Here is a 22,129-nt window from a genome sequence, read left to right on the forward strand (position 1 = left end):
GGGAGAGAACGAGGCAGAGCTAAGGAACGGCGCCAGCCGCCCATCGCGCCACCCGATTTGTGCAGGCGGTCATGAGCGTCCCTGTTTTCGTTTGGCGCGGTAGTCGCGGCAGGCCTGGCCGAAGGCGCCGAACATCTTCATGGAATACGGATTGTGCGTGATGCGCCACTCCGGGTGCCACTGCACCGCCAGCGTGAAGCCGGGCGCGGCGCCGACCGAAAACGCTTCGACCAGGCCATCTTCGGCGACCGCTTCGATGATCAGTCCCGGCGCCAGTTCGTTGACACCCTGCCCGTGCAGCGAATTGACGGGAATTTCATCGGCTTTGATAATCCCGTGCAGCATGCTGCCCGGGGTCAGCGTGATCTTGTGGGCATCGCCATATTGCTCATCCATGCCGAGTTCGGCTTTTTCGCGGTGGTCGAACTTGCCTTCCACCAGCTGCACCGCCTGGTGCAGCGAGCCACCGAGCGCCACGTTCATCTCCTGGAAACCGCGGCAGATCGCGATGATCGGAATGCCCCGTCCGACTGCCGCACGGATCAGCGGCAAAGTCGTTTCGTCGCGCGCAGGGTCTTGCGGCAGGGACGGGTCGAGCACCTCTTGCGAGTAATAGCTGGGGTGCACATTCGAAGCAGAACCGGTGAGCATGATCCCGTCGCACAGCTGCAGCATGGTCTCCAGATCGAGGTCCTTGCCAAGCGAGGGCAGGATCATGGGCGCGCAGTCGGCGCCGAGGACGATGGCGTCGACATACTTGTGCTGGGCCGCGTGATACGGGTGTTCGCCGAAGTCACGCGTGCAAGCTGGAACAATGACGATGGGGCGCATGGTTTCTACCTTGTGATGGAGCGCACTGAGACCATCATACGAGCTATCTGGTCCGAGCGCGAGTAGCCCTTAATCCAGATCAAACAGGACGCCGATACCTCGCAAGCGCCGTGCCGATCTGCTAAAAAAGTCGCGTTTTCATGGCAAAAGTTTAACGGCAATTGCAGAATGATGCCAACACGAACCGGGCCAGCGCCGCTACGCGAGCGGAAACAGCAGCACGAAAGTGGTCGCGCCGGGTGTCTGCCGCACTTCGGCGCGGCCACCGTGCAGCCCCATGATGGCACGCACGATCGATAGTCCCAGTCCGGTCGATCCGGCACCCGCGCTGCGCGCTGCGTCGGCGCGGTAGAAGCGCTCGAACAAGTGCGGCAGGTCGCGCGCGTCGATCGGATCGCCCGTATTCGTCACCGACAGCTCGGTCCAGTCGCCGTTCGCGGCTCCCGCCAGCGTGACCACGCTGCCGGGCTGCGCATGGCGGATCGCATTCGACAGCAGGTTGGCCAGCGCCCGGCGCAGCAGTTGGGCATCGGCCTGCACGGCGCCGCTGCCGTCGCAGTAGAGGGTCACACCGCGCTCCTCGGCCATGCCCTCGAAAAATTCGCGCATGCGTGCAAACTCCTCCTCGATGGCCAGCGGCTGGCGCACCGGCGCCACGTCTTCCTGCTGGGCGCGCGCCAGGAACAGCATGCTGTCGACCATGCGCGACAGGCGTTCCAGTTCTTCCACGTTCGATGCCAGCAGATCCTCGTAGTCGTCCGCGCTGCGCCGCTGCGCCAGCGCCACCTGGGTCTGGCCCAGCAGGTTGTTGACCGGGGTACGGAACTCGTGTGCAAGGTCGGCGGAGAAACCCGACAGGCGCGTATAGCCATCGTGCAGGCGCACCAGCATCGCATTCAGGGCAAGGATCAGCGGGCGCAGCTCGCTCGGTGCGTTTGCGCTGTCGAGCTGGCTATCGAGCCGCCCCGGCCGCACCAGGGTGGCGTGGGCGGCGATCGCGCGCAGGGGCCGCAATCCATGGGCCAGCATCAGCGCGGCCAGCAGGCCGGCCAGGAGGGCTGCCAGCGAGCAGGCCAGCACGATCTGTTGCCGGTAGCGCGAGAACATGGCCGTGCGGTCGGCATACACGCGCGCCACGGTAATGTGCACCGGCTGTTGCCCTCCCAGGCGCGCCATCCCGGATACGGCCTGGCCTGGCGCCCCGGCGCGGCCCGTCCACGCCAGGATCGCGGTGCGCGACGCCGGAGCGCCGGCCGCCGGATCGCCGGCCGCCGGATAGCGTTCGCCCGGCGGATTAATGTCGAGCAGCACCTCCCCATTGGCGCCGGTGATGCGCACCAGCGAGTTCTCCTGCCCGCTCATCGTGTCGCGGAAGTACTGCGGGCGCTCGCGCACCAGGTCCTGCGCGTCCGGACTGCCGAGCAGCTGCTGGACCTGGCGCAGTTTGCCGCGCAGGGCGATGTCGTCGCGGCGCACGATCTCGCCGACAAACGCGCGATATAAATACAGGCCGAGGCCGGCCGCGCTGAGCGCCACGATCAGGACGAACGCAAGACTGACGCGCAGGGTCAGCGACCCTTTCATGCGCCTGGCTCCGGCGCCGCTTCGCAGACATAGCCCATGCCGCGCCGGGTATGGATCAGCTTGAGCGGAAACGGGTCGTCGAGCTTGCGGCGCAGGCGCCGGATCGCCGCGTCGATGACGTTCGTATCGCTGTCGAAGTTCATGTCCCAGACCGTCGATGCGATGAGCGCGCGCGACAGCACCTGGCCCTGGCGCCGCGCCAGCAAATGCAGCAGCTTGAATTCCTGGGCGGTGAGCACGACCGGCCGGCCCTGGCGCCTGACCGTGCGCTTGACGACATCGATGTCCATGTCGCCGATGGACAAGAGTTCGTCCTCGCGCACCGGCGCGCGCCGCAGCAAGCTGCGGATGCGCGCCACCAGTTCGACGAACGCAAACGGTTTCACCAGGTAGTCGTCGGCCCCCAGCTCGAGACCCCGGACGCGGTCCTGCACCTCGTCGCGCGCGGTCAGGAACAGCACCGGCAACTGCGCCGTGGCTTCGCACGCACGCAACTGCGCCAGCACTTCCCAGCCGTTCATGCGTGGCAGCATCACGTCGAGCACGACCAGGTCGACCTCTTCCTCGCTCGCGAGATGCAGGCCGTCGCGCCCGTTGCGCGCGAGGCTGGCGCTAAAACCGGACTCGCGCAGGCCGCGCTGCAGGTAGTCGCCGGTCTTCGGCTCGTCTTCGATGATGAGGATGTGCATACCGCCCATTTTAAGGCGCCGGGGGTGCGCCGAACATGACGGGATTGTCATCTTCGCGTCAGGCTGGCGTCGCCACTGGCTCCGTAGAGTAGCGGCTTCACCTGATCGAAGGAGCAGCATGACCAAATTTTCACTGACGCTGTGCGCCGCCTTGCTGGCCCCGCCCGCCTGCGCCGCGCTGCCACGCTCAGCCGACCTGTCGCTCGATGCCGCCAACAGTCTCGCCCATACAGCCATCGACGCCTGCCGTAAGCAAGGCCGCGCCATCGTCGTCTCGGTCGTCGACCGCGGCGGCAACCTAGTGGCCGTGCAGCGCGCCGACGGCGTCGGTCCCCACAACACCGAGGCCAGCCGGAGAAAAGCCTATACCGCGCTGTCGACCCGCAGCAGCACGCTCGAGCTGGCACGCAATGCCGCCGCAGAGCCGGACGCACGCAACCTGGCGAGCCTGCCCGAACTGCTGCTGCTCGGCGGCGGCCTGCCCTTGCGCGCCGAGGGCCAGGTCGTCGGCGCGATCGGGGTGGCCGGCGGCGGCGGCGCGCTCAACGACCATGCCTGCGCAGTCGCTGCCATCGCCGCTTACCCCACCTTCGAACGCGCACTCAGCAACTGATCCATCCACCCAAGGACTGTCAACATGAAAACCATCGCCCGCACCTTCCTCGCCGCCACCCTGATGAGCGCTTGCCTGCATGCCGCCGCGGCCGACAACCCGCTCAGCGTCCACATCCTCGACCTGCAAAGCGGCCAGCCGGCATCACGCGTCGCCGTCACCCTCGAGCAGCGCGACGGCCTGGAATGGCGTGCGCTCGGCAGCGCGGTGACCGACGCCCAGGGCCGCGTGCGCGCCCTCTATCCGGCCGGCAAGCCACTGACGGCGGGTGCCTACCGCATCGTTTTTAAAACCGGCGAGCACTACGCGCGCCTGCGCCAGCCAAGCTTTTTCGATCAGATCCCGGTCGAATTCAAGGTCGAGAATACGGCCCAGCACTACCACATCCCGCTGCTGCTGAGCCCGTACGGCTACTCGACCTACCGCGGCAACTGAGGCCCCGAAAAAGGTCTACCATGGGGGACCGAACGTCAATAAATGCCAACGAGGATTCCCCCATGCTGACTTTGAAAGACCCCACGCTACTGCGCCAGCAAGCTTATATCGACGGCGAGTGGTGCGATGCCAACGATGCGTCCACGGTCGACGTGATCAACCCGGCGACCGGCGAGAAGCTGGGCACGGTGCCCCACATGGGCGCCCAGGAAACCCGGCGCGCAATCGACGCCGCGGCCGCCGCCTGGCCCGCCTGGCGCAAGAAAACAGCGCGCGAGCGCAGCCTGGTCCTGCGCAAGTGGAACGACCTGATGCTGGAAAACGCCGACGACCTGGCGCTCCTGATGACGGCCGAACAGGGCAAACCCCTGCTTGAGGCCAAGGGCGAAGTCGCGTACGCGGCCTCGTTCTTCGAGTGGTTCGGCGAAGAAGCAAAACGCGTCGCCGGCGAAACGCTGCAATCGCCCTGGCCGGACCGCCGCATCGTCGTCACCAAGGAGCCGATCGGCGTCTGCGCGGCGATCACGCCCTGGAACTTCCCGGCCGCGATGATCACCCGCAAGGTGGCGCCGGCGCTGGCAGCCGGCTGCCCGATCGTCCTGAAACCGGCCGAATTGACGCCCTATTCCGCCCTCGCCCTGGCCGTGCTGGCCGAGCGCGCCGGCGTCCCGAAAGGCGTGTTCAGCGTCGTAATCGGCGACTCCAAGGCGATCGGCGGCGAAATGACGGGCAACCCGCTGGTGCGCAAACTCAGCTTTACTGGTTCGACCGCAGTCGGGCGCCTGTTGATGGAGCAATGCGCGCCGACGATCAAGAAGATCTCGCTGGAACTGGGCGGCAACGCCTCCTTCATCGTGTTCGACGACGCCGATCTCGACGCCGCAGTCGAAGGCGCGATCGCCTCGAAATACCGCAATGCCGGCCAGACCTGCGTCTGCGCCAACCGGATTTATGTGCAGGATGGCGTCTACGAAGCATTTGCCGAGAAGCTGGTCGCGGCGGTCAGACAATTAAAAGTCGGAAATGGCGTCGAGGCCGGCGTGAACCAGGGGCCGCTGATCGAAGAAAAGGCGGTCGTGAAAGTCGAGCAGCACATCGCCGACGCGCTCGGCAAGGGCGCGCGCCTGCTGCTGGGAGGCAAGCGCCATGAACTCGGCCACAGCTTCTTCCAGCCGACCGTGCTGGCGGACGTGACATCAAGCATGGCGGTGGCACGCGAAGAAACCTTCGGCCCGCTGGCGCCGCTGTTCCGCTTTACAAGCGAAGACGAAGTGATCGCGCTGGCGAACGACACCGAGTTCGGCCTGGCCTCGTATTTCTATTCGCGCGACATCGGCCGTGTCTGGCGCGTGGCCGAGCAGATCGAGACCGGCATGGTGGGCGTGAATACCGGCTTGATTTCGACCGAAGTGGCGCCCTTCGGCGGCGTCAAGCAGTCGGGCCTGGGACGTGAAGGCTCGATCTACGGGATGGACGATTACCTGGTCGTCAAGTACATCTGCATGGGCGGCGTGTAGATGGCGCCGGGTTAAATGGTGGATAACCCGCTTTCATACGTCGTCGATGCGCCCCTGTTCATCGTAGCGCGGGTGCTCGCCAGCTTGCGGGCGTATCGGGCCCACTGCCCGACACGCGAGCTGGAGCAGCTGGTCGACACCTTGCTGGCGGGGATAGAAGCGCATCCGACCAAATTCTGGGTGATGAAGCAGTTTCAGAAGACGCTGGAGCAGGTTGCGGATGAAGATGCCGCAGTGCGCGAGCTGATTGGCGGAGAGCTCGAAAAGCTGATGGACATGCTTGGGATCGACAGCTCGGACGGCGTGCTCGGATTGCATCGCCGCTAGTGTATCTACTCCGCCGTTCAATAACCCGCTATGATCAATTGATCATAATCAAATCGGGTTGACCTGTTGCCTCCCATTCGATTGTGTCCCACCAATGGCGGCTTGACGCCAACAAAAAACGGAGACAGTCAGTGAAAAAGAAAACGTCGAATTCCCCCCGTCGTATGAAAACCGTGCTCACAGCGGGCGCCGTTGCCGTACTTGCCGCCTGCGGCGGCGATTACTCGGACCCGAGCAGCGCCATGGATGTCGTGCGCACTGCCGGCGGCGAGGTCAGGGCCATCGACCGCCTCGGCATGCGCAGCTACTTCGCCATCCCGTTCGCGGCGCCCCCAACCGGCGAACGGCGCTGGACGGCACCGGCGGCGGCGCAACCATGGACCACGACGCTGGCGGCCACCCGCTCGGCGGCGCCCTGCCTGCAGACCAGCGCCAGCCCGTTCCGCTTGAGCGGCGACAGCGAAGACTGCCTGTATCTGGACGTGCACGCGCCAACGGGACTGGGCCCCTTCCCGGTCATGGTCAACCTGCATGGCGGCGCCTTCAATACGGGCGGCGCCTCGGTCTATGCGGACCCGTCGCCACTCGTGAACAAGGGCGTAATCGTGGTGAACGTCGCCTACCGCCTCGGCGCCATGGGCTTCCTCGCGCACCCGACCCTGGCCGTGGATGGCGCTGCGGGCAATTACGGCATCATGGACCAGCAGGCGGCCTTGAAATGGGTACAGGACAATATAGTCCAGTTCGCGGGCGACAAGAACAACGTCACGGTATTCGGCGAATCGGCCGGTGGCTTCAGCGTGATGACCCATCTTGCCTCGCCTGGTTCGAAGGGCCTGTTCAACAAGGCCATGATCCAGAGCGGCAATTACGGCAATGACCGCCAGTTGAGTGCGGCGCAGATGGGGGCCGTCAGCGGCGCCATCGTCGACACGGCGATCAATGCCGCGAGAAACGCGGGCGTCACCGGGATTAATTGCGCCCCGGGCGCGGCGGTCACGGCCGCATGCCTGCGCAGCCTGCCCGATGCGGTGATCCGCACCCATCTTGCAACCGCGATCAGCACCGCCTTGCCGATCATGGTGCCGTCGGTCGATGGAAAAGTGCTGACGAAGTCGGTCAAGGCGACCTTCCTCGCAGGCGAGAACATCAAGGTACCGGTGGTGAACGGCACCAACGAAGACGAATATTCGTTGTACATCGCCATTAACGAGGCCGCCCGCAGGGCAGCGGCATCGAACTTCGATCCGGCCAACACGAGCTTCTCGCTGCCGGCCGCCGGCTATGCGCCGACGATCGCCGGCTTGACCGCGGGATCCGGTGTCAACGTCAACGACGTGATCACCCGCTTCTATCCATTGACGAACTACGGCGCGAATCCGGCGACGCAGCCGAGTCTGGCCGCCTCCAGCCTGGCAACCGACCTCGGCTTCTCCTGCCCGGCCTTGCGCACCTCACAGCGCGTCGCCACCCAGGGTTCGCCGGTCTGGATGTACGAATTCCGCGACCAGACCGCCCTGCCGACCGTCGGCGTGGCCAACGGCCGCTACTACCTGAGCTTCCCGCAGGGCGCCGCGCACTCGTATGATCTGCAATACCTGTACAACCTGGGAGACCTCGGCAACGACGAGCGGCGCGCGCTGCAGACGGCGATGACGCGCTACTGGACCAATTTTGCGAAGACGGGGAATCCGAACAGCGGTGGCGAGGTGCCGGCGAGCTGGCCGGCGTTTACGGGGCCATCCACGGTCCTGGGGCTGGACGTTGCCTCAGGCGGGGGTGTGAAAGCCTTGAGCACCTTCGACACGGATCACAAGTGCTCGAGTGCCTGGGGCAGCATCGTGAGCTTCTGATGGCTCGTTAAAGTCAACAGCCCGCTTCGGCGGGCTTTTTTTTGAGCGGCAGCCAAGCAGATCAAGCATCCTTGTACTCGTGATCCTTGTACTCGTCATACTTGCGCGCGTCCCCGCGCACTTTGTCGGCGGGGTACTTGGCGCGATTGAGGACCATCTTGTCTTCGACCGCCGCCATCAGGTCGACATCGAGTTTATCCGCCAGGCGCACCAGATACACCAGCACATCGGCCATCTCGTGGCGCACCTGAATCAGCTTGTCGGCGCCGAGTTCGTCCACGCGGCCATGCTGCAGCCACTGGAAGTGTTCGAGCAGCTCGGCCGCCTCGACCGACAGCGCCGACGACAGGTTCTTCGGCGTGTGGAACTGGTCCCAGTCGCGCTCGTTCACGAACACGCGGACCAGCTCGCGCAGGCGAGCCAAGTCGCCCTGCCCGGCCGAATCGCTCACAGGTCTTCCCCACGGTCGCGGTAGCCGTCGAGCACGACCGCGAGCTTGGGCGCGATTTCCTCGAAGCTGCTGACCGTGATGCCGAGGTCGCGCAGCAGGCCGTCGTGCACGCCATACACCCAGCTGTGGATGGTGATCGGCTGGCCGCGCTCCCACGCGTCGCGCAGGATCGGGGTCTGGGCCACGTTGATCACCTGTTCGGCCACGTTCAGTTCGACCAGCCGGTTCGTCGCCGACACGCCGGCCACGTTGCCCAGGTATTTGCCATGCTTGTCGCGCACATCGCGCACATGGCCCAGCCAATTGTCGGCCAGCCCGACCCGGGTATTGGTCAGGGCCGCATGCACGCCCGAGCAGCCGTAATGGCCGCAGATGATGATGTGCTTGACCTTCAAGACGTCGATCGCGAACTGCAACACGGAGAGGCAGTTCAGGTCGGAATGGACGACGACGTTGGCGATATTCCGGTGCACGAACAGTTCGCCCGGCGCCATGCCGAGCAACTCGTTGGCCGGCACGCGGCTGTCCGAGCAGCCGATCCACAGGTATTCCGGAGCTTGTTGGGCAGCCAGCGATTTGAAGAAATTCGGGTCTTCCTCGATCATCGACGCTGCCCACTTGCGGTTGCGTTCGAACAGATCGGTAGCCGTCAGGCCAGTGGTCTTGTTTTCCAATGCTTTCCCCTATTGGTGCGTGCCACGACACGCCAGATGCCGTGACGTTTGGTGAGAATCCCGTATTGTAAACGCAACACCAAGATCGTACCGGCGAAAAAAAACCGCCGAGGGCTCGCGCCACCCGGCGGTTCTGGTGCAGGTTCTTATTCGAAGAAGTCTTTCACTTTATCCATCCAGCCCTTGCTTTGCGGGCTGTGCTTGCCACCACCTTCGGTGGTCAGGCGGTCGAACTCGCGCAGCAGGTCTTTCTGCTTGTCGGTGAGCTTGACCGGGGTTTCGACGATCATGTGGCAGAACAAATCTCCCGCATAGCCCGAACGCACGCCCTTGATGCCTTTGCCCTTCAGGCGGAAGGTTTTACCGGTCTGCGTGCCTTCCGGCACCGTGAACGAGACCTTGCCGGTCAGCGTAGGCACTTCGATTTCGCCGCCGATGGCTGCCTTGGTGAACGAGATCGGCATTTCGCAATGCAGGTCGTCGCCTTCGCGCTGGAACACCGCGTGCGGCTTGATGTGGATCTCGACGTACAAGTCGCCCGACGGTCCGCCATTCGTACCCGGTTCGCCGTTGCCGGTCGAGCGGATGCGCATGCCGTTGTCGATACCGGCCGGAATCTTGACTTCCAGCGTCTTGTTGCGCTTGATGCGTCCGGCGCCGCTGCAGGCTGCGCACGGCTCAGGAATCATCTTGCCGCTGCCGTGGCACTTCGGGCAGGTCTGCTGGATGCTGAAGAAGCCCTGCTGCATGCGCACCTGGCCGTGACCGGCGCAAGTGGTGCAGGTGACCGGCTGGGTGCCCGGCTTGGCGCCGCTGCCGTGACAGGTGTCGCACTTGTCCCAGCTCGGCACGCGAATCGTCGTGTCGAAGCCGTTGGCCGCCTGCTCGAGCGTGATCTCGAGGTTGTAGCGCAGGTCGGCGCCGCGGTAGACCTGCGGTCCGCCGCCGCCGCGTCCGCCTCGAGCGCCGCCGCCGAAGATGTCGCCGAAGATATCGCCAAAGGCATCGCCGAAACCACCGGCGCCGGCACCGCCGAAGCCGCCACCGCCACCCATGTTCGGATCGACGCCAGCGTGACCGTAACGGTCATAGGCCTCGCGCTTCTCCGGATTGGTCAGCATCTCGTAGGCCTCTTTGACCTCCTTGAACTTCTCTTCCGCTTCCTTGTTGTCCGGGTTGCGGTCAGGGTGGTACTTCATCGCCAGCTTGCGATAAGACTTCTTGATCTCTTCTTCCGAAGCACCCTTTGCGACCCCAAGGATCTCGTAAAAATCACGCTTTGCCATTGGGCACCTTGCTGTTGTCTACTGAATCAAACTGTCTGAGTAAAAAAACCGAGCCGCGCAAAAAATGCACCGGCCCGGTCGTTCCAAAAAGGTCGAAACCTTCCGGTACGCGAAAAATTACTTCGCGTCTTTCACTTCCTTGAAGTCGGCATCGACGACGTCGTCCGCCTGGGCGCCCGATTCAGCACCGCCCTGCTGTGCGCCACCTTCAGCGCCCGGACCGCCTGCCTGCTGCGCCTGCATGTCGGCGTACATCTTCTCGCCCAGCTTTTGCGCAGCGGTCGTCAGGGCCGCCGTCTTGTTGTCGATGTCAGCCTTGTCGCCGGACTTGATCGAGCCTTCCAGATCATTGATGGCCGCTTCGATCGCTTCCTTCTCGCCCGCTTCCAGCTTGTCGCCATATTCGGTCAGCGACTTGCGCGTCGAGTGCACCAGCGCGTCGGCCTGGTTGCGCGACTCGGCCAGTTCCTTGACCTTCTTGTCTTCTTCGGCGTTCAGCTCGGCGTCCTTCACCATCTTCTGGATCTCGGCTTCGGTCAGACCCGAGTTCGCCTTGATGGTGATCTTGTTTTCCTTGCCGGTGGCCTTGTCTTTCGCGCCGACGTGCAGGATGCCGTTGGCGTCGATGTCGAAGGTCACTTCGATCTGTGGGGTGCCGCGCGATGCTGGCGGGATACCCTCGAGATTGAATTCGCCCAGGCCCTTGTTGCCGGCCGCGATTTCACGCTCGCCCTGATACACCTTGATGGTGACCGCTGGCTGGTTGTCGTCGGCGGTCGAGAACACCTGCGAGAACTTGGTCGGGATCGTGGTGTTCTTGTGAATCATCTTGGTCATCACGCCGCCCAGGGTCTCGATACCCAGCGACAAAGGCGTGACGTCCAGCAGCAGCAAGTCCTTGCGTTCGCCCGACAGGACCGAGCCCTGGATGGCGGCGCCGACAGCGACGGCTTCGTCCGGGTTCACGTCCTTGCGTGCATCCTTGCCGAAGAACTCTTTGACTTTTTCCTGCACCTTCGGCATGCGCGTCATGCCGCCGACCAGAATGATGTCGTCGATGTCCGAGACCTTCACGCCTGCATCCTTGATCGCGATGCGGCATGGCTCGATGGTGCGGGCGATCAGTTCCTCAACCAGCGACTCGAGCTTGGCGCGGGTCATTTTCAGGTTCAGGTGGACCGGCGCGCCGTTCGCCATGGCGATGTACGGCTCGTTGATTTCGGTCTGCTGCGACGACGACAGTTCGATCTTCGCGCGCTCGGCCGATGCCTTGATGCGCTGCAGGGCGATCGCGTCTTTCGACAGGTCGAGGCCGTTGATCTTCTTGAATTCGTCGATGATGTAATCGATGATGCGCTGGTCGAAGTCTTCGCCGCCGAGGAAGGTGTCGCCGTTGGTCGACAGCACTTCGAACTGCTTCTCGCCATCGACATCCGCGATTTCGATGATCGACACGTCGAAGGTGCCGCCGCCGAGGTCATACACGGCGATCTTGCGGTCGCCCTTGTCGGTCTTGTCCAGGCCGAAAGCCAGCGCGGCCGCGGTCGGCTCGTTGATGATGCGCTTGACGTCCAGGCCCGCGATGCGGCCGGCGTCCTTGGTTGCCTGGCGCTGCGAGTCGTTGAAGTAGGCCGGCACGGTGATGACCGCTTCGGTGACTTCTTCGCCGAGGTAGTCTTCGGCGGTCTTCTTCATCTTGCGCAGGATTTCAGCCGAGACCTGCTGGGCCGCCAGCTTCTTGTCGCGCACGCCGATCCAGGCGTCGCCATTGTCGGCCTTGACGATCGCATACGGCATCAGCGAGATGTCTTTTTGAACTTCCTTCTCGTCGTACTTGCGGCCGATGAGGCGCTTGACGGCGAACAGGGTGTTCTTCGGGTTGGTGACAGCCTGGCGTTTCGCAGGTGCTCCGACGAGGATCTCGCCATCTTCCTGGTAAGCGATGATCGACGGCGTGGTACGCGCGCCTTCCGCGTTTTCAATGACCTTTGGCTGGCCGTTCTCCATGATCGCAACGCACGAGTTGGTGGTGCCCAGGTCGATACCGATGATTCTGCCCATGATTTTGTTCCTTTTAATTTACTAAGATTCGGATGTATTTGAATATTGGGAAAAACTGTGCACTTTCAAGGGGCCGGCCATCCGGGGCATTGCCCCTTAGCACAGGATGTTTTTCTTATTTTGCTTGTGCCGCAGTGACGATAGCCGGACGCAACAGACGGTCGGCAATCATGTAACCCTTTTGCAAAACATTGACCACGGTGTTGGCTTCCTGGTCGGCCGGCACGACAGCGACGGCCTGGTGCTTGTTCGGATCGAGCTTGTCGCCCGGCGCCGGCATTACTTCGACCAGGCGGTTCTTTTCGAACGCGGCGGTGAGCTGCCTGAGCGTCATCTCGACGCCTTCCTTGATCGATTCGACCGTCGGGGTCTCGACCTTCAAGGCCATTTCCAGGCTGTCACGCACCGGCACCATGGCTTCTGCAAAACTTTCGATCGCAAATTTATGGGCCTTGCTGACGTCTTCCTGGGCGCGGCGGCGAATATTTTCGGCATCGGCCTTGGCACGCATGAACGCGTCGTGCATTTCAGCCAGCTTCGCTTCGGTCGCGCTCAGCTGTTCTTCGAGGCCGGGTTCGCCGGTTGCCTGGGCGGCAGCTGCCGGGTCGGCGTTTACGGCGTCGCCCTCTGGCTGGGGAATCACCTCTGGATTTTCTTGATCGTGCATCGAAAAGACTCCTGAAATCAAATACTTGGCTGAATAATGAGACGGACACACCTCGTCGTACAGCGCCGCATATTGGGCGATCTCCTACATTTTCAAGGGGTATTGCACAGATGTCGGCAGAAAGTCTGACAACGTTTGTTACACCATTTACCGATGAGCTGATTCTTTACTGGGCCCGAAGTTCTACCATGCTCTCAAGACGCGACACGACGTCATTCGAACCAGAACCAGGCCAAGGGAGCCACCATGAAATTGCAGTTGATCAGCAGCGCCGTCGTGGTCTACACCGCGCTTGCGGTAGCGTGCATTTGCTACGGCGGGGTATTGAGCATGCCGTTAAAACATGCCATTTTAGCAGGCTGAGCTGCGGGTAGGGTCGAGCGACAAGCCGTAGGCAGTTTCTGAGCGCATGTCGGGCTATTACCTGCGGCAGTCGAGACCAGCGCAGCCTCAGGCACCCAAGCGCAGCGCATTCTCGCGTCCGAGATCCGCATCGCGCCGCTCGGCGTCGCGCTGCGATGGGCTCATCATGGTCGGCCAGCCGATCAGGTGCTGTTCAGTGATTTCAGCAAGACCCACGATCCAGGTCGGCGACTCGTTCAGGCAAGGAATATAGTGAAACTCCTTGCCGCCCGCGCTTTCGAAATCGTGCTTCACTTCCATCGAGATCTCTTCCAGGGTTTCCAGGCAGTCGCTGGTGAAACCGGGGCAGATCACATCGACGCGCTGGACACCTTGGCGCGCCAGTTCCTGCACGGTCGGCGCCGTGTACGGCTGCAGCCACTCGGCCTTGCCGAAACGTGACTGGAAAGTGACGACGTACTCGTCCTGCGACAAGCGCAGGCGCGTGGCCAGCAGGCGCGCCGTCTTCTGGCATTCGCAAAAATAGGGGTCACCGAGCATCAGCGTACGCTTCGGCACGCCGTGGAAACTCATCACCAGCTTCCCGCCGCGGCCGTGCGCTTCCCAGTGCGCCAGCACGGTATCGTGCAGCGCGTCGATATAGCCGTCATGGTCGTGATAGTGCTTGATCAGGCGCAGCTCGGGCACGTTGCGCACGTCCTTGTAGTGGGCGAACACGGCATCCCAGATCGAGGCCGTTGTGGTGCCGGAATATTGCGGATAAGCCGGCAAGACCGCGATGCGGTCGCAGTTTTGCGCCTTCAGCTCATCGAGCACGTCCGCCAGCGACGGCGAGCCGTAGCGCATCGCCATGCGCACCTGCACGCCTTCATGGCCGCGCTCCTGGAGCGCTTCGGCCAGCAGGTCCGCCTGCTTTTGCGTGTGCACTTTCAGGGGCGACCCCTCGCGGGTCCAGATCATTTGATACTTTTTGGCCGAGGCGCCGGAGCGGAACGGCAGGATGATCAGGTTCAGGATGAACCACCACACCAGGCGCGGAATCTCGACCACACGCGGATCGGACAGGAATTGTTTCAGGTAGCGTTTCACTGCAGACCGGGTGGGCGCATCGGGCGTGCCGAGATTGACTAACACGATGGCGCTACGGGCAGGAATGCCGTGCGTGTGACCAGGTTCTTTTCGGAAGGGCATGAGCAAACAGGAGGCGGCAGGGGGTCCCCATTATATGTGTGCTGCTTAGGCCGTCGAGCGGATATTTACGAATGGCGTGCTAAGTCAGCCGTTTGGCAACGTTGTTGCCGTAGCAGCGTATCGCAACCGCCACGGCTTGCTGCGTGAACGCCGCTGGGGCGGCGGTCGGTGCTGATGCCTTGTTACGTTGTTACCTTCAACCGCACATCGATGTTGTTGCGTGTGGCATTCGAATACGGGCAGACTATGTGGGCCTTGTCGACCAGTCCCTGCAACTGCTGTTGCTCCATGCCGGGGCCGTGAATCGCCAGATCGACCTCGATGCCGAAACCGGTCGGGATCTGGCCGATGCCGACTTCGCCGGTCACCGTCAACTCTTGCGGCAGCGTCACCTTCGCCTGGCCGGCGACGAATTTCAGCGCGCCGAGAAAGCAGGCAGAATAGCCGGCAGCAAACAGTTGCTCGGGATTAGTGCCGGTGGCGCCATTGCCGCCAAGTTCCTTCGGCGTCGTCAGTGTGACGTCCAGCACGCCGTTGTCGCTGCGCGAACTACCTTCGCGGCCGCCCTGCGAAGTGGCCTTGGCGCGGTACAGGACTTTGTCGATGCTCATGCGAACCTCCGTGGTTGGGTTGGAGGGGAATTGTGGCAGATGCGGAAGTAGTGGAGCGCTCGGTAGAGGTAACCCGACCCAGCGGAATAAGCTGGAAATTTATGTGACGCCCAACAGTAAAGAGGAGCTTCGATGCGCGCTGAAGTGCTGGCGGAACAAGCTTGGAATTTCGTCGTTTTCAGATACGGCGACGATTGGGTACTGACCTGCGTGGCCGGGGGTGTTGGCCCATACCAGGTGAGCATTCGGCTCAATGCGGATGAGGTTGCGCGGATTCGCAGGACGCCTGGGTATGCAATATCCTTGGCAGAGAAATTCCGGCTGGAGCCTGAAACTTGTCGCGCAAGGAAACTGCGCCCTGCAGTTTCACCTTCCTCAGGTACCTGATTCGGAAAGACTGGCTTTGTGCCCAGCACTCGCTAACGAGCGACGTTGATGAGCCAACGATTCTTGATGCGTACGTAACCGCGTGGGCACAGAGTGCCCACCCTGCAAAACCGGTTACTGCCGCCACGTTCAAGACGCCAGTAGCTCCCTTGCATGCTTCCTCGTCGTCTCCGTAATCTCGATCCCGCCCAGCATGCGCGCCACCTCTTCCACGCGCGCGCGGCTATTCAGCACCTCGATACGCGAGACCGTACGGCCCTCGCCGGTCGTGCCCTTGGCCACCTGGAAATGCTGGTTCGCCTGGCTCGCCACCTGCGGCAAGTGGGTCACGCACAGCACCTGCCGTTCCTGGCCCAGGCGCTTCAGCAAACGCCCCACCACTTCGGCGACGCCGCCGCCGATGCCGCTGTCGACCTCGTCGAAAATCAGGGTCGGCGTGGTGGTGGCGTTCGAGGTAATCACGGAGATGGCGAGTGAGATACGCGCCAGCTCGCCGCCCGAGGCGACCTTTGCCAGCGGACGCGGTACGACGCCGGCATGGCCGGCAACCAGGAATTCAACGATCTCGAGCCCATGCGCGCCCGGCTCGCCAGGATTCAGCCCCACTTCGAAACGCCCGCCGCCCATGCTCAGCTCCTGCATCGCATTCGTGACCTGCTCGCTCAGCAACTTAGCCGCAGCAATACGCCGCGCCGACAAACGGTCGGCCACCTTGCGGTAGGCCGCTTCCGCCTTCGCTTCCTGGCGTTTCAAGCCTTCGATGTCGGTGGCGTCGGCCAGCTGTCTCAGCTTGGTCGCCAGTGCCGCGTGTTCTTCGTGCAGCTCTTCCGGCGTGACGCGGTATTTGCGGGCAGCGCTGTGCAGGGCGTCCATGCGGGCGTCGACTTCGCGCAGGCGGTCCGGGTCGAGCTCGATCTTGTCGATGTAGGTGTTCAGCGCATAGACCGCTTCCTGCAGCTGGATGCGGGCCGGCTCCATGCAGTCGAGCACGGTCTGCAGTTCGGCGTCGACATCGACCAGTTTGCCGAGCTTGGTATTGAGTGAGGACAGCTGCGACAGGATCGGGTGGTCGGATTCGGACACCGCCGCCAGCGCTTCCTGCGCGCCTTCGATCAGGCTGGCGGCATGCGACAGTCGGCTGTGCTCGTTGGTGATGTCAAGCCACTCGCCCGCTTTCGGCGCCAGCTTATCGAGCTCGCTGACCTGCCACTCGAGGCGCTCGCGCTCGATCAGCACATTCTTCGCATTCGATTCGTATTCTTCGCGCTGGCGCGACAACGCACGCCAGGCGCGCCAGGCGATGGCGACTTCCTGGGCTTCAGCGGCAGCCGTCGGGTCGCGCACGGAAATTTGATTATCGAGCAGGGCGCGCTGGGCGTCCGATTTCAACAGAGACTGGTGTGCGTGCTGGCCGTGGATGTCGACCAGCAGCTCGCCCAGCTCGCGCAGCTGGCCGGCGGTGGCGGCGATGCCGTTGATATAGGCCTTCGAGCGGCCGGCGTTGTCGATCACGCGGCGCAGCAGCGCCCCGCCCTCATCAACGGCAAACTCGTGCTGCTCGAGCCAGCCCGTGGCCGCTTCGGTCAGCGCGAAGTCGGCGCTGATGTCGGCCTTGGCCGCGCCTTCGCGCACCATGCTGGCATCGCCGCGCCCGCCCAGGGCCAGCTGCAGCGCATCGATCAGGATCGATTTACCCGCGCCGGTCTCGCCGGTGAGGACCGAGAATCCACGGGCGAATTCGAGTTCGATGGCGTCGACGATGACGAAGTCGCGGATGGTCAGTGTGCGCAGCATGAAAAGAGGGGTCTCCCGGAGGTGGAATTTTATTTGAGCTTGCCGTCGTTCGACGGATATTCGTGCCAGTGCAGCTTCTCGCGCAGCGTGTGGTAGTAGCTCCAGCCTTCCGGGTGCAGGAAGGTGATGGTGTTCGGCGAGCGCGAGATGACGATTTCGTCGCCATGCTGCAGCGAGGCGAAGGTCTGCATATCGAAATTCACCGAGGTGTCGCGTCCGCTGACGATCTCGACCACGATCTCGCTGGTGTCGGGAATCGCGATCGGCCGGTTCGACAGCGCGTGCGGGGCGATCGGCACCAGCACGATGCCTTGCAGGCTCGGGTGCAGCAATGGCCCACCCGCCGACAGCGCGTAGGCGGTGGAACCGGTCGGCGTCGAGACGATCAGGCCGTCCGAACGCTGGTTGTACATGAAATGGCCGTCGACCGTCACGCGCAGCTCGACCATGCCGGCGCCGCTGCCGCGCGCCACGACGATGTCGTTGACGGCCACGCCGCAATGGATCATCTCGCCGGCGCGTATGACGCGCCCCTCGAGCAGGGTGCGTTTTTCGGTGGTGGCCTTGCCTTTCAGGATTTCGCCCAGCGCCGGCAGCATGCGGTCGACCGAAATATCGGTAATAAAACCGAGCCGGCCGAGGTTAATGCCGATCAGCGCGATATCATATTTCGCGAGCTGGCGCGCGATGCCGAGCATCGTGCCGTCGCCGCCCATGACGATGACCAGCGGCACCTGCGCGCCGATCTCGGCGACCGTCATCGTCTCGACGTCCGGCATGCCGAGGTGGGCGGCGGTATCGAGCTCGAACACGACGCGGTGCCCGGTTTCCTGCAGGAAGGCGACGATGCTGGCGACCGGTTCTTCGATGCCGGCCGTGTTCTGCCGCACCACCAGCGCGATGATGGATTGCGATTCGGGTGTAGCGGGCATAAGGTCTCTCGGCGATGGATGGGCGAACACGCTGAGATTAACCGATAATCCCGGCCGCTGCCACCCGGCCGCGCATCAAATACTGTACAAAAGCACAGTATAGATGCGGTGGGCCTCCAACCGCAAGATCAGGCGATCACGGCCAGTGCGGCGGCGGCTGCAATCGCAAATACGATACAGAGGAGGTGCATGGCCAACAGGACCAGCCAGCGCAGCGCGGTCACCAGGCGAGCGCCCCCATACACCTTGCGCATCGCGGTCGGCAGGTAGAACACCAGCCACAGCATGAGCACCGGCCCGACCAGGGGGAGTCCGTTTGGCAGGATCAGCAGCACACCCAGCATCAGGAAGGCAAACGCATTCGTGTGCAGCGCGAACAGCAGGTGTTCCCCGTAGCGCCGTCCCGAGCCCAGGTAGAGCAGCTTGAGCAGGGCTGCGAAGACCGGCATCAGCGCGAAAATGGCGTAAGGCGAATAACTCGACAGGGCGCGCAGCAGCGCGTTGTTGCGGTCTTTTTTCGGCAATGCCGTGAACTGACCGACTTTCTTGCCCAGCAGCGGGTGAATCGACGCCGCGAACTTTTGCGCCCGGTCGCCGTCGCCGTCCTCGAGTTCCATCAGGGTGAAGTTGACCTCTTTGTCGGGAACCTCGTCCTTCACCGCTTGCACCTGTGCTGGGGGTGCATCCGGCGCGCCGTCGCCAAAGCTGACGCCGCCAAGTTTAAAAATCGCAAAGAAGATGATGCTGAACGTCAGGTACAGGCGCAGCGGCTCGACATAGCGTGCGCGTTTTCCCTCGATGTAATCGCGCGTTAGGCGCCCGGGGCGAAACAGCAGCAACGCCACCGACTTCCACAGTTTTCCTTCCAGCGCGACATAATGGGCGATGAATTCGTGCAGGAACTCGCGGGCGCTCGGCACGTGCAAGTGCGCCGCCTGGCCGCATCCATGGCAGAAATTGCCGGCAATCGAAGTGGCACAGTTCGGACATTGGATAAGGTGGTCCAACTGAAGCGCATTTTTCACGGCGATTCCCGACAAAGATGACGAAATCACATGGTAACGATTTAATTGCAAAAAAGCATCATCCAATTGCGCGACTGTCATGCGAACGACACGTTAGGATTCATGCAAGAGTCAGCAGAGGAGAAACCCCCCATGGTTATCGAAACCAAAGATCGCTTCGTCAACACCGATGCGAAGATTGAAAACGACGGCGTCAAGCGCCAGCCGCACGAGCGCGACGAGTCGCCCGACGGCCAGGATACCGAGCCGCGCGGCATCATGAAGCAGGCAGCCGAAGACCTGGCGCAAGGTCTGGTCGATACCGACGCCCGCAACTCGCCCGGCATCAGCGAAGCCGTCGAACCGGCACCCGGCGCCACCGGCCAGGCCAACCCGCAACCGGACCGCCATGAATCGATGCGCGATCATGATGTGGTCCGGCCTGTTCCGCGCAAAACCAACTAACAAGGATTCTAATCATGACGATCAAACGCAACGGCAGCGCCGTCTGGAGCGGCGGGCTAAAAGACGGCAAGGGCGCGGTCTCGACCGCCAGCGGCGTGCTGAAGGATTCGCAGTACGGCTTCAATACCCGTTTTGAAGACGGCCCCGGCACCAACCCGGAAGAACTGATCGGCGCCGCCCACGCGGGCTGCTTCACGATGGCCCTGTCCGGCCAGCTGGGCCAGGCCGGCTTGACGGCGCAGGAGCTGCGCACCACCGCGACCGTATCGATGGAAAAGGTCGAAGGCGGCTTTTCGATCACGGCGGTCCACCTGGATCTGGTCGCGAAGATCCCGGGCGCCAGCCAGGAAGCATTCGACAAGGCAGCCACTACCGCCAAGGAAAACTGCCCGGTGTCGAAGCTGCTCAATGCCGAGATCACGCTGAGTTCGCGCCTGGAAAATTAATTCCAGGCTGCATGCCGGATCTGGCCAACATGGCCGGGTCCGGCAAGAAATCGTTTGAGCGCATAAAATTGCCGTTTCCGATTTCACCAGAAAGACCACACTTATGCGCTTCCTGCACACCATGCTCCGCGTCGGCGACCTGCAGCGCTCGATCGACTTCTACACCACCGTGCTCGGCATGAAACTGCTGCGCACCAGCGACAATCCCGAATACAAATACAAGCTCGCCTTCCTCGGCTATGGCAGCAACCCCGACCACGCCGAACTCGAGCTGACCTATAACTACGGCACCGACAGCTACGACATGGGCACCGCCTATGGCCACATCGCGATCTCGGCCGAAGACATCTACGCCACCTGCGACGCCGTGCGCGCCGCTGGCGGCAACATCACGCGCGAACCGGGCCCGGTCAAGGGCGGTTCGACCATCATTGCTTTCGTGACCGATCCGGATGGCTACAAGATCGAGTTCATCCAGCGCAAGGATGATGGCGTTCCAGGCGGACTCAGCAGCTAAGCCCCTGTTGTAACAAAAAAACGGCGCCTGTTCGATATCAACAGGCGCCGTTTTTTATTTGCATCCCGGCGTCAGAAGGCAAATTTTATGTGCACAGTTATTTCTGCAGCAGATTATTCACAGGCAACAGATCGGCTTCGCGCAGCGAGCCTGACGCTGCTTTCAGGCGCAGGCCGCTCAGGATCGTGTTGTAGCGGGCGCGCGCCAGGTCGGTGCGGGTCGAGTACAACTGGCGCTGGGCATTCAGAACGTCGATATTGATGCGCACGCCCACCTGGTAACCGAGCTTGTTCGACTCCAGCGCCGACTGGCTCGACACTTCCGCCGCCTGCAGCGCCTTGACTTGGGCCAGGCCGCTGTTCACGCCGGTAAATGCCTGGCGCGCCTGGAGGGCGGCGGTGCGGCGCGTCGTCTCGAGTTCGTTGCGGGCGCGGTCCTCCAAAGCGATCGTCTCGCGCACACGGCTCGTCACACCGAAGCCGCTGAAGATCGGCACCGTCCATTGCACGCCGATGGCGTTGCTGCGCGAGTCGCCCGAACCGGCGCTGCGGCCGCTGATGTCGGTGCGCGAGGAGCTGGCGACCAGGTCCAGCGTCGGCAGGTGGCCGGCGCGGCTCTTCGAGATTTCGCGCTTGGCAGACTCGACCGTCAACTGCGCCACCGTCACGCCGTAGTTCTGGTTCTCGGCCGACGACACCCATGGGTCGACATTGGCCGGCTGCGGCGGCGCCAACGTGACGCCCGTTTGCAGCGGTGCCAGCGTGCCCGGATCGGTGCCGACAATCATCTGCAGCATCGTGCGGCGGTTTTCGAGTTCGTTGACCGCGGCAAACTCCTGCGCCACCACCAGGTCATAGGCAGCCTGCGCCTCGTGGGTATCGGTAATGGTCTGGGTACCAACCTCGAAATTGCGCTTGGCCGAGGCGAGCTGCTCGGTCACGGCGCTCTTTTGCGCGCGGGTCGATTCCAGGGTGTCCTGGGCCGACAACACGTCGAAATAGGCTTGCGCAACGCGCGTGATCAGGTCTTGCTGGGCCTGCGCGAACTGGGCTTCGGCAATGGCCTGGGCCAGTTTGCTCTGCTCATACGTCTGCCAGCGGTCCCAGCGGAACAGCGGCTGGCTCAGCGCCAGCGTGTATTGATTACTGCGCTGGTTCGAACCGCCGCCGACGAAGACACCCTGGCCCGGGTTGAACTGCGAAGAATCCTGATCGCTCTTGCCGTACGAGCCCGACAGGCCTACCTGCGGCAGCAACCCTGCCCGCCCCTGGGGTACGCGCTCCCGCCCGGCCGCAAGCGAAGCGCGTGCGCTGGCAAAGGTGGCGTCGTTGGCCAGGGCCTGCTGGTACACCTGGATCAGGTCGATCGCGTGCGCATTGAGCGACACGAAGGCGCTGGCCAGCAGCACGGCGATGAGGGGTTTCTGCATTG

The 22,129-nt window shown here is 63.0% G+C and carries 22 protein-coding genes; 8 read left to right on the top strand and 14 right to left on the bottom strand.

Translation table 11 applies throughout. The annotated features are described in order from the left end of the window. Window positions 1-69 precede the first annotated feature (69 nt). The 3 genes from ACHAC9_RS05725 to ACHAC9_RS05735 all read right to left on the bottom strand — a co-directional run bounded on the left by ACHAC9_RS05725 (window position 70) and on the right by ACHAC9_RS05735 (window position 3,104). On the bottom strand, window positions 70-831 hold the full coding sequence (locus ACHAC9_RS05725) for a gamma-glutamyl-gamma-aminobutyrate hydrolase family protein (RefSeq protein WP_435758004.1): 762 nt from the start codon (window positions 829-831) through the stop codon (window positions 70-72). A 198-nt stretch (window positions 832-1,029) separates the two neighbouring features. After that, window positions 1,030-2,415, bottom strand: coding sequence for a heavy metal sensor histidine kinase (locus tag ACHAC9_RS05730; protein ID WP_435758006.1), 1,386 nt, complete (start codon window positions 2,413-2,415; stop codon window positions 1,030-1,032). Then, window positions 2,412-3,104 (bottom strand): heavy metal response regulator transcription factor, encoded by a 693-nt coding sequence (locus ACHAC9_RS05735; protein WP_435758008.1) that lies wholly within the window; start codon window positions 3,102-3,104, stop codon window positions 2,412-2,414. The genes ACHAC9_RS05730 and ACHAC9_RS05735 overlap by 4 nt, the downstream gene beginning before the upstream one ends. A gap of 118 nt (window positions 3,105-3,222) precedes the next feature. On the opposite strand from ACHAC9_RS05735, the gene ACHAC9_RS05740 reads away from it, so the two are divergent. From ACHAC9_RS05740 to ACHAC9_RS05760, 5 genes are all read left to right on the top strand, one after another. Continuing rightward, complete coding sequence (locus ACHAC9_RS05740) at window positions 3,223-3,717, top strand: GlcG/HbpS family heme-binding protein (RefSeq protein WP_435758010.1); 495 nt, start codon at window positions 3,223-3,225, stop codon at window positions 3,715-3,717. 24 nt (window positions 3,718-3,741) lie between these two features. Continuing rightward, complete coding sequence (uraH, locus tag ACHAC9_RS05745; protein ID WP_435758012.1) at window positions 3,742-4,152, top strand: hydroxyisourate hydrolase; 411 nt, start codon at window positions 3,742-3,744, stop codon at window positions 4,150-4,152. Window positions 4,153-4,214: 62 nt separating this feature from the next. Continuing rightward, on the top strand, window positions 4,215-5,669 hold the full coding sequence (gene gabD / locus ACHAC9_RS05750; RefSeq protein WP_435758014.1) for an NADP-dependent succinate-semialdehyde dehydrogenase: 1,455 nt from the start codon (window positions 4,215-4,217) through the stop codon (window positions 5,667-5,669). Between the two features lie 15 nt (window positions 5,670-5,684). Then, window positions 5,685-5,996, top strand: a complete 312-nt coding sequence (locus tag ACHAC9_RS05755; RefSeq protein ID WP_435758016.1) for a DUF4844 domain-containing protein — start codon at window positions 5,685-5,687, stop codon at window positions 5,994-5,996. 164 nt (window positions 5,997-6,160) lie between these two features. Beyond that, complete coding sequence (locus tag ACHAC9_RS05760) at window positions 6,161-7,849, top strand: carboxylesterase/lipase family protein (RefSeq protein ID WP_435758018.1); 1,689 nt, start codon at window positions 6,161-6,163, stop codon at window positions 7,847-7,849. Window positions 7,850-7,910: 61 nt separating this feature from the next. Here the strand turns inward: ACHAC9_RS05760 and ACHAC9_RS05765 are convergent, their stop codons facing one another. The 10 genes from ACHAC9_RS05765 to ACHAC9_RS05810 all read right to left on the bottom strand — a co-directional run bounded on the left by ACHAC9_RS05765 (window position 7,911) and on the right by ACHAC9_RS05810 (window position 19,273). Then, window positions 7,911-8,300: a nucleotide pyrophosphohydrolase gene (locus ACHAC9_RS05765; protein ID WP_435758020.1), complete on the bottom strand. Its 390-nt coding sequence runs from the start codon at window positions 8,298-8,300 to the stop codon at window positions 7,911-7,913. Continuing rightward, window positions 8,297-8,974 carry a carbonate dehydratase gene (gene can, locus ACHAC9_RS05770; protein ID WP_435758022.1) on the bottom strand — a complete coding sequence of 226 codons (678 nt, stop codon included), beginning with the start codon at window positions 8,972-8,974 and terminating at the stop codon, window positions 8,297-8,299. The genes ACHAC9_RS05765 and can overlap by 4 nt, the downstream gene beginning before the upstream one ends. Window positions 8,975-9,120: 146 nt before the next feature. Then, entirely contained in the window at window positions 9,121-10,260 is a 1,140-nt protein-coding gene (gene dnaJ, locus ACHAC9_RS05775; RefSeq protein ID WP_435758024.1) for a molecular chaperone DnaJ, read from the bottom strand. Between the two features lie 117 nt (window positions 10,261-10,377). Next, window positions 10,378-12,321, bottom strand: coding sequence for a molecular chaperone DnaK (gene dnaK / locus ACHAC9_RS05780; protein ID WP_435758026.1), 1,944 nt, complete (start codon window positions 12,319-12,321; stop codon window positions 10,378-10,380). Window positions 12,322-12,436: 115 nt separating this feature from the next. Continuing rightward, window positions 12,437-12,988, bottom strand: coding sequence for a nucleotide exchange factor GrpE (gene grpE, locus ACHAC9_RS05785; protein WP_435758028.1), 552 nt, complete (start codon window positions 12,986-12,988; stop codon window positions 12,437-12,439). A 450-nt stretch (window positions 12,989-13,438) separates the two neighbouring features. Further along, window positions 13,439-14,542, bottom strand: a complete 1,104-nt coding sequence (gene hemH / locus ACHAC9_RS05790; protein WP_435758030.1) for a ferrochelatase — start codon at window positions 14,540-14,542, stop codon at window positions 13,439-13,441. Window positions 14,543-14,724: 182 nt separating this feature from the next. Then, a complete protein-coding gene (locus ACHAC9_RS05795) occupies window positions 14,725-15,153 on the bottom strand; it encodes an organic hydroperoxide resistance protein (RefSeq protein WP_435758032.1) in 429 nt (142 codons plus the stop codon). Between the two features lie 516 nt (window positions 15,154-15,669). Then, a complete protein-coding gene (gene recN, locus ACHAC9_RS05800) occupies window positions 15,670-17,334 on the bottom strand; it encodes a DNA repair protein RecN (RefSeq protein WP_435758034.1) in 1,665 nt (554 codons plus the stop codon). A 29-nt stretch (window positions 17,335-17,363) separates the two neighbouring features. Next, window positions 17,364-18,266 carry an NAD kinase gene (locus ACHAC9_RS05805; protein ID WP_435758036.1) on the bottom strand — a complete coding sequence of 301 codons (903 nt, stop codon included), beginning with the start codon at window positions 18,264-18,266 and terminating at the stop codon, window positions 17,364-17,366. Between the two features lie 128 nt (window positions 18,267-18,394). Further along, a complete protein-coding gene (locus ACHAC9_RS05810; RefSeq protein ID WP_435758038.1) occupies window positions 18,395-19,273 on the bottom strand; it encodes a DUF3667 domain-containing protein in 879 nt (292 codons plus the stop codon). A 150-nt stretch (window positions 19,274-19,423) separates the two neighbouring features. Here ACHAC9_RS05810 and ACHAC9_RS05815 point away from each other — a divergent pair, with 150 nt between their 5' ends. The 3 genes from ACHAC9_RS05815 to gloA all read left to right on the top strand — a co-directional run bounded on the left by ACHAC9_RS05815 (window position 19,424) and on the right by gloA (window position 20,698). Continuing rightward, the gene (locus ACHAC9_RS05815; RefSeq protein WP_435758040.1) at window positions 19,424-19,735 is read left to right on the top strand and encodes a hypothetical protein; all 312 of its coding nucleotides are present in this window, start codon (window positions 19,424-19,426) and stop codon (window positions 19,733-19,735) included. A 14-nt stretch (window positions 19,736-19,749) separates the two neighbouring features. Continuing rightward, a complete protein-coding gene (locus ACHAC9_RS05820) occupies window positions 19,750-20,181 on the top strand; it encodes an OsmC family protein (protein WP_435758042.1) in 432 nt (143 codons plus the stop codon). Between the two features lie 103 nt (window positions 20,182-20,284). Next, complete coding sequence (gene gloA / locus ACHAC9_RS05825; RefSeq protein WP_435758044.1) at window positions 20,285-20,698, top strand: lactoylglutathione lyase; 414 nt, start codon at window positions 20,285-20,287, stop codon at window positions 20,696-20,698. A 97-nt stretch (window positions 20,699-20,795) separates the two neighbouring features. Here the strand turns inward: gloA and ACHAC9_RS05830 are convergent, their stop codons facing one another. Continuing rightward, window positions 20,796-22,127 carry a TolC family outer membrane protein gene (locus tag ACHAC9_RS05830; RefSeq protein ID WP_435758046.1) on the bottom strand — a complete coding sequence of 444 codons (1,332 nt, stop codon included), beginning with the start codon at window positions 22,125-22,127 and terminating at the stop codon, window positions 20,796-20,798. Window positions 22,128-22,129: the final 2 nt, after the last annotated feature.

This window comes from Massilia sp. CMS3.1 (genome assembly GCF_051262535.1).
In the GTDB taxonomy this organism is placed as follows: Bacteria; Pseudomonadota; Gammaproteobacteria; order Burkholderiales; family Burkholderiaceae_D; genus Telluria.

Bases quoted from the DNA above. Each gene is read 5' to 3' on its own strand.
- ACHAC9_RS05815 (WP_435758040.1), top strand. From the start codon at position 19,424: ATGGTTATCGAAACCAAAGATCGCTTCGTCAACACCGATGCGAAGATT.
- gabD (WP_435758014.1), top strand. From the start codon at position 4,215: ATGCTGACTTTGAAAGACCCCACGCTACTGCGCCAGCAAGCTTATATC.
- ACHAC9_RS05740 (WP_435758010.1), top strand. From the start codon at position 3,223: ATGACCAAATTTTCACTGACGCTGTGCGCCGCCTTGCTGGCCCCGCCC.
- uraH (WP_435758012.1), top strand. From the start codon at position 3,742: ATGAAAACCATCGCCCGCACCTTCCTCGCCGCCACCCTGATGAGCGCT.
- ACHAC9_RS05805 (WP_435758036.1), bottom strand. From the start codon at position 18,266: ATGCCCGCTACACCCGAATCGCAATCCATCATCGCGCTGGTGGTGCGG.
- recN (WP_435758034.1), bottom strand. From the start codon at position 17,334: ATGCTGCGCACACTGACCATCCGCGACTTCGTCATCGTCGACGCCATC.
- ACHAC9_RS05735 (WP_435758008.1), bottom strand. From the start codon at position 3,104: ATGCACATCCTCATCATCGAAGACGAGCCGAAGACCGGCGACTACCTG.
- ACHAC9_RS05755 (WP_435758016.1), top strand. From the start codon at position 5,685: ATGGTGGATAACCCGCTTTCATACGTCGTCGATGCGCCCCTGTTCATC.
- ACHAC9_RS05830 (WP_435758046.1), bottom strand. From the start codon at position 22,127: ATGCAGAAACCCCTCATCGCCGTGCTGCTGGCCAGCGCCTTCGTGTCG.
- ACHAC9_RS05820 (WP_435758042.1), top strand. From the start codon at position 19,750: ATGACGATCAAACGCAACGGCAGCGCCGTCTGGAGCGGCGGGCTAAAA.
- dnaK (WP_435758026.1), bottom strand. From the start codon at position 12,321: ATGGGCAGAATCATCGGTATCGACCTGGGCACCACCAACTCGTGCGTT.
- hemH (WP_435758030.1), bottom strand. From the start codon at position 14,542: ATGCCCTTCCGAAAAGAACCTGGTCACACGCACGGCATTCCTGCCCGT.
- gloA (WP_435758044.1), top strand. From the start codon at position 20,285: ATGCGCTTCCTGCACACCATGCTCCGCGTCGGCGACCTGCAGCGCTCG.
- dnaJ (WP_435758024.1), bottom strand. From the start codon at position 10,260: ATGGCAAAGCGTGATTTTTACGAGATCCTTGGGGTCGCAAAGGGTGCT.
- ACHAC9_RS05725 (WP_435758004.1), bottom strand. From the start codon at position 831: ATGCGCCCCATCGTCATTGTTCCAGCTTGCACGCGTGACTTCGGCGAA.
- grpE (WP_435758028.1), bottom strand. From the start codon at position 12,988: ATGCACGATCAAGAAAATCCAGAGGTGATTCCCCAGCCAGAGGGCGAC.
- ACHAC9_RS05730 (WP_435758006.1), bottom strand. From the start codon at position 2,415: ATGAAAGGGTCGCTGACCCTGCGCGTCAGTCTTGCGTTCGTCCTGATC.
- ACHAC9_RS05795 (WP_435758032.1), bottom strand. From the start codon at position 15,153: ATGAGCATCGACAAAGTCCTGTACCGCGCCAAGGCCACTTCGCAGGGC.
- ACHAC9_RS05760 (WP_435758018.1), top strand. From the start codon at position 6,161: ATGAAAACCGTGCTCACAGCGGGCGCCGTTGCCGTACTTGCCGCCTGC.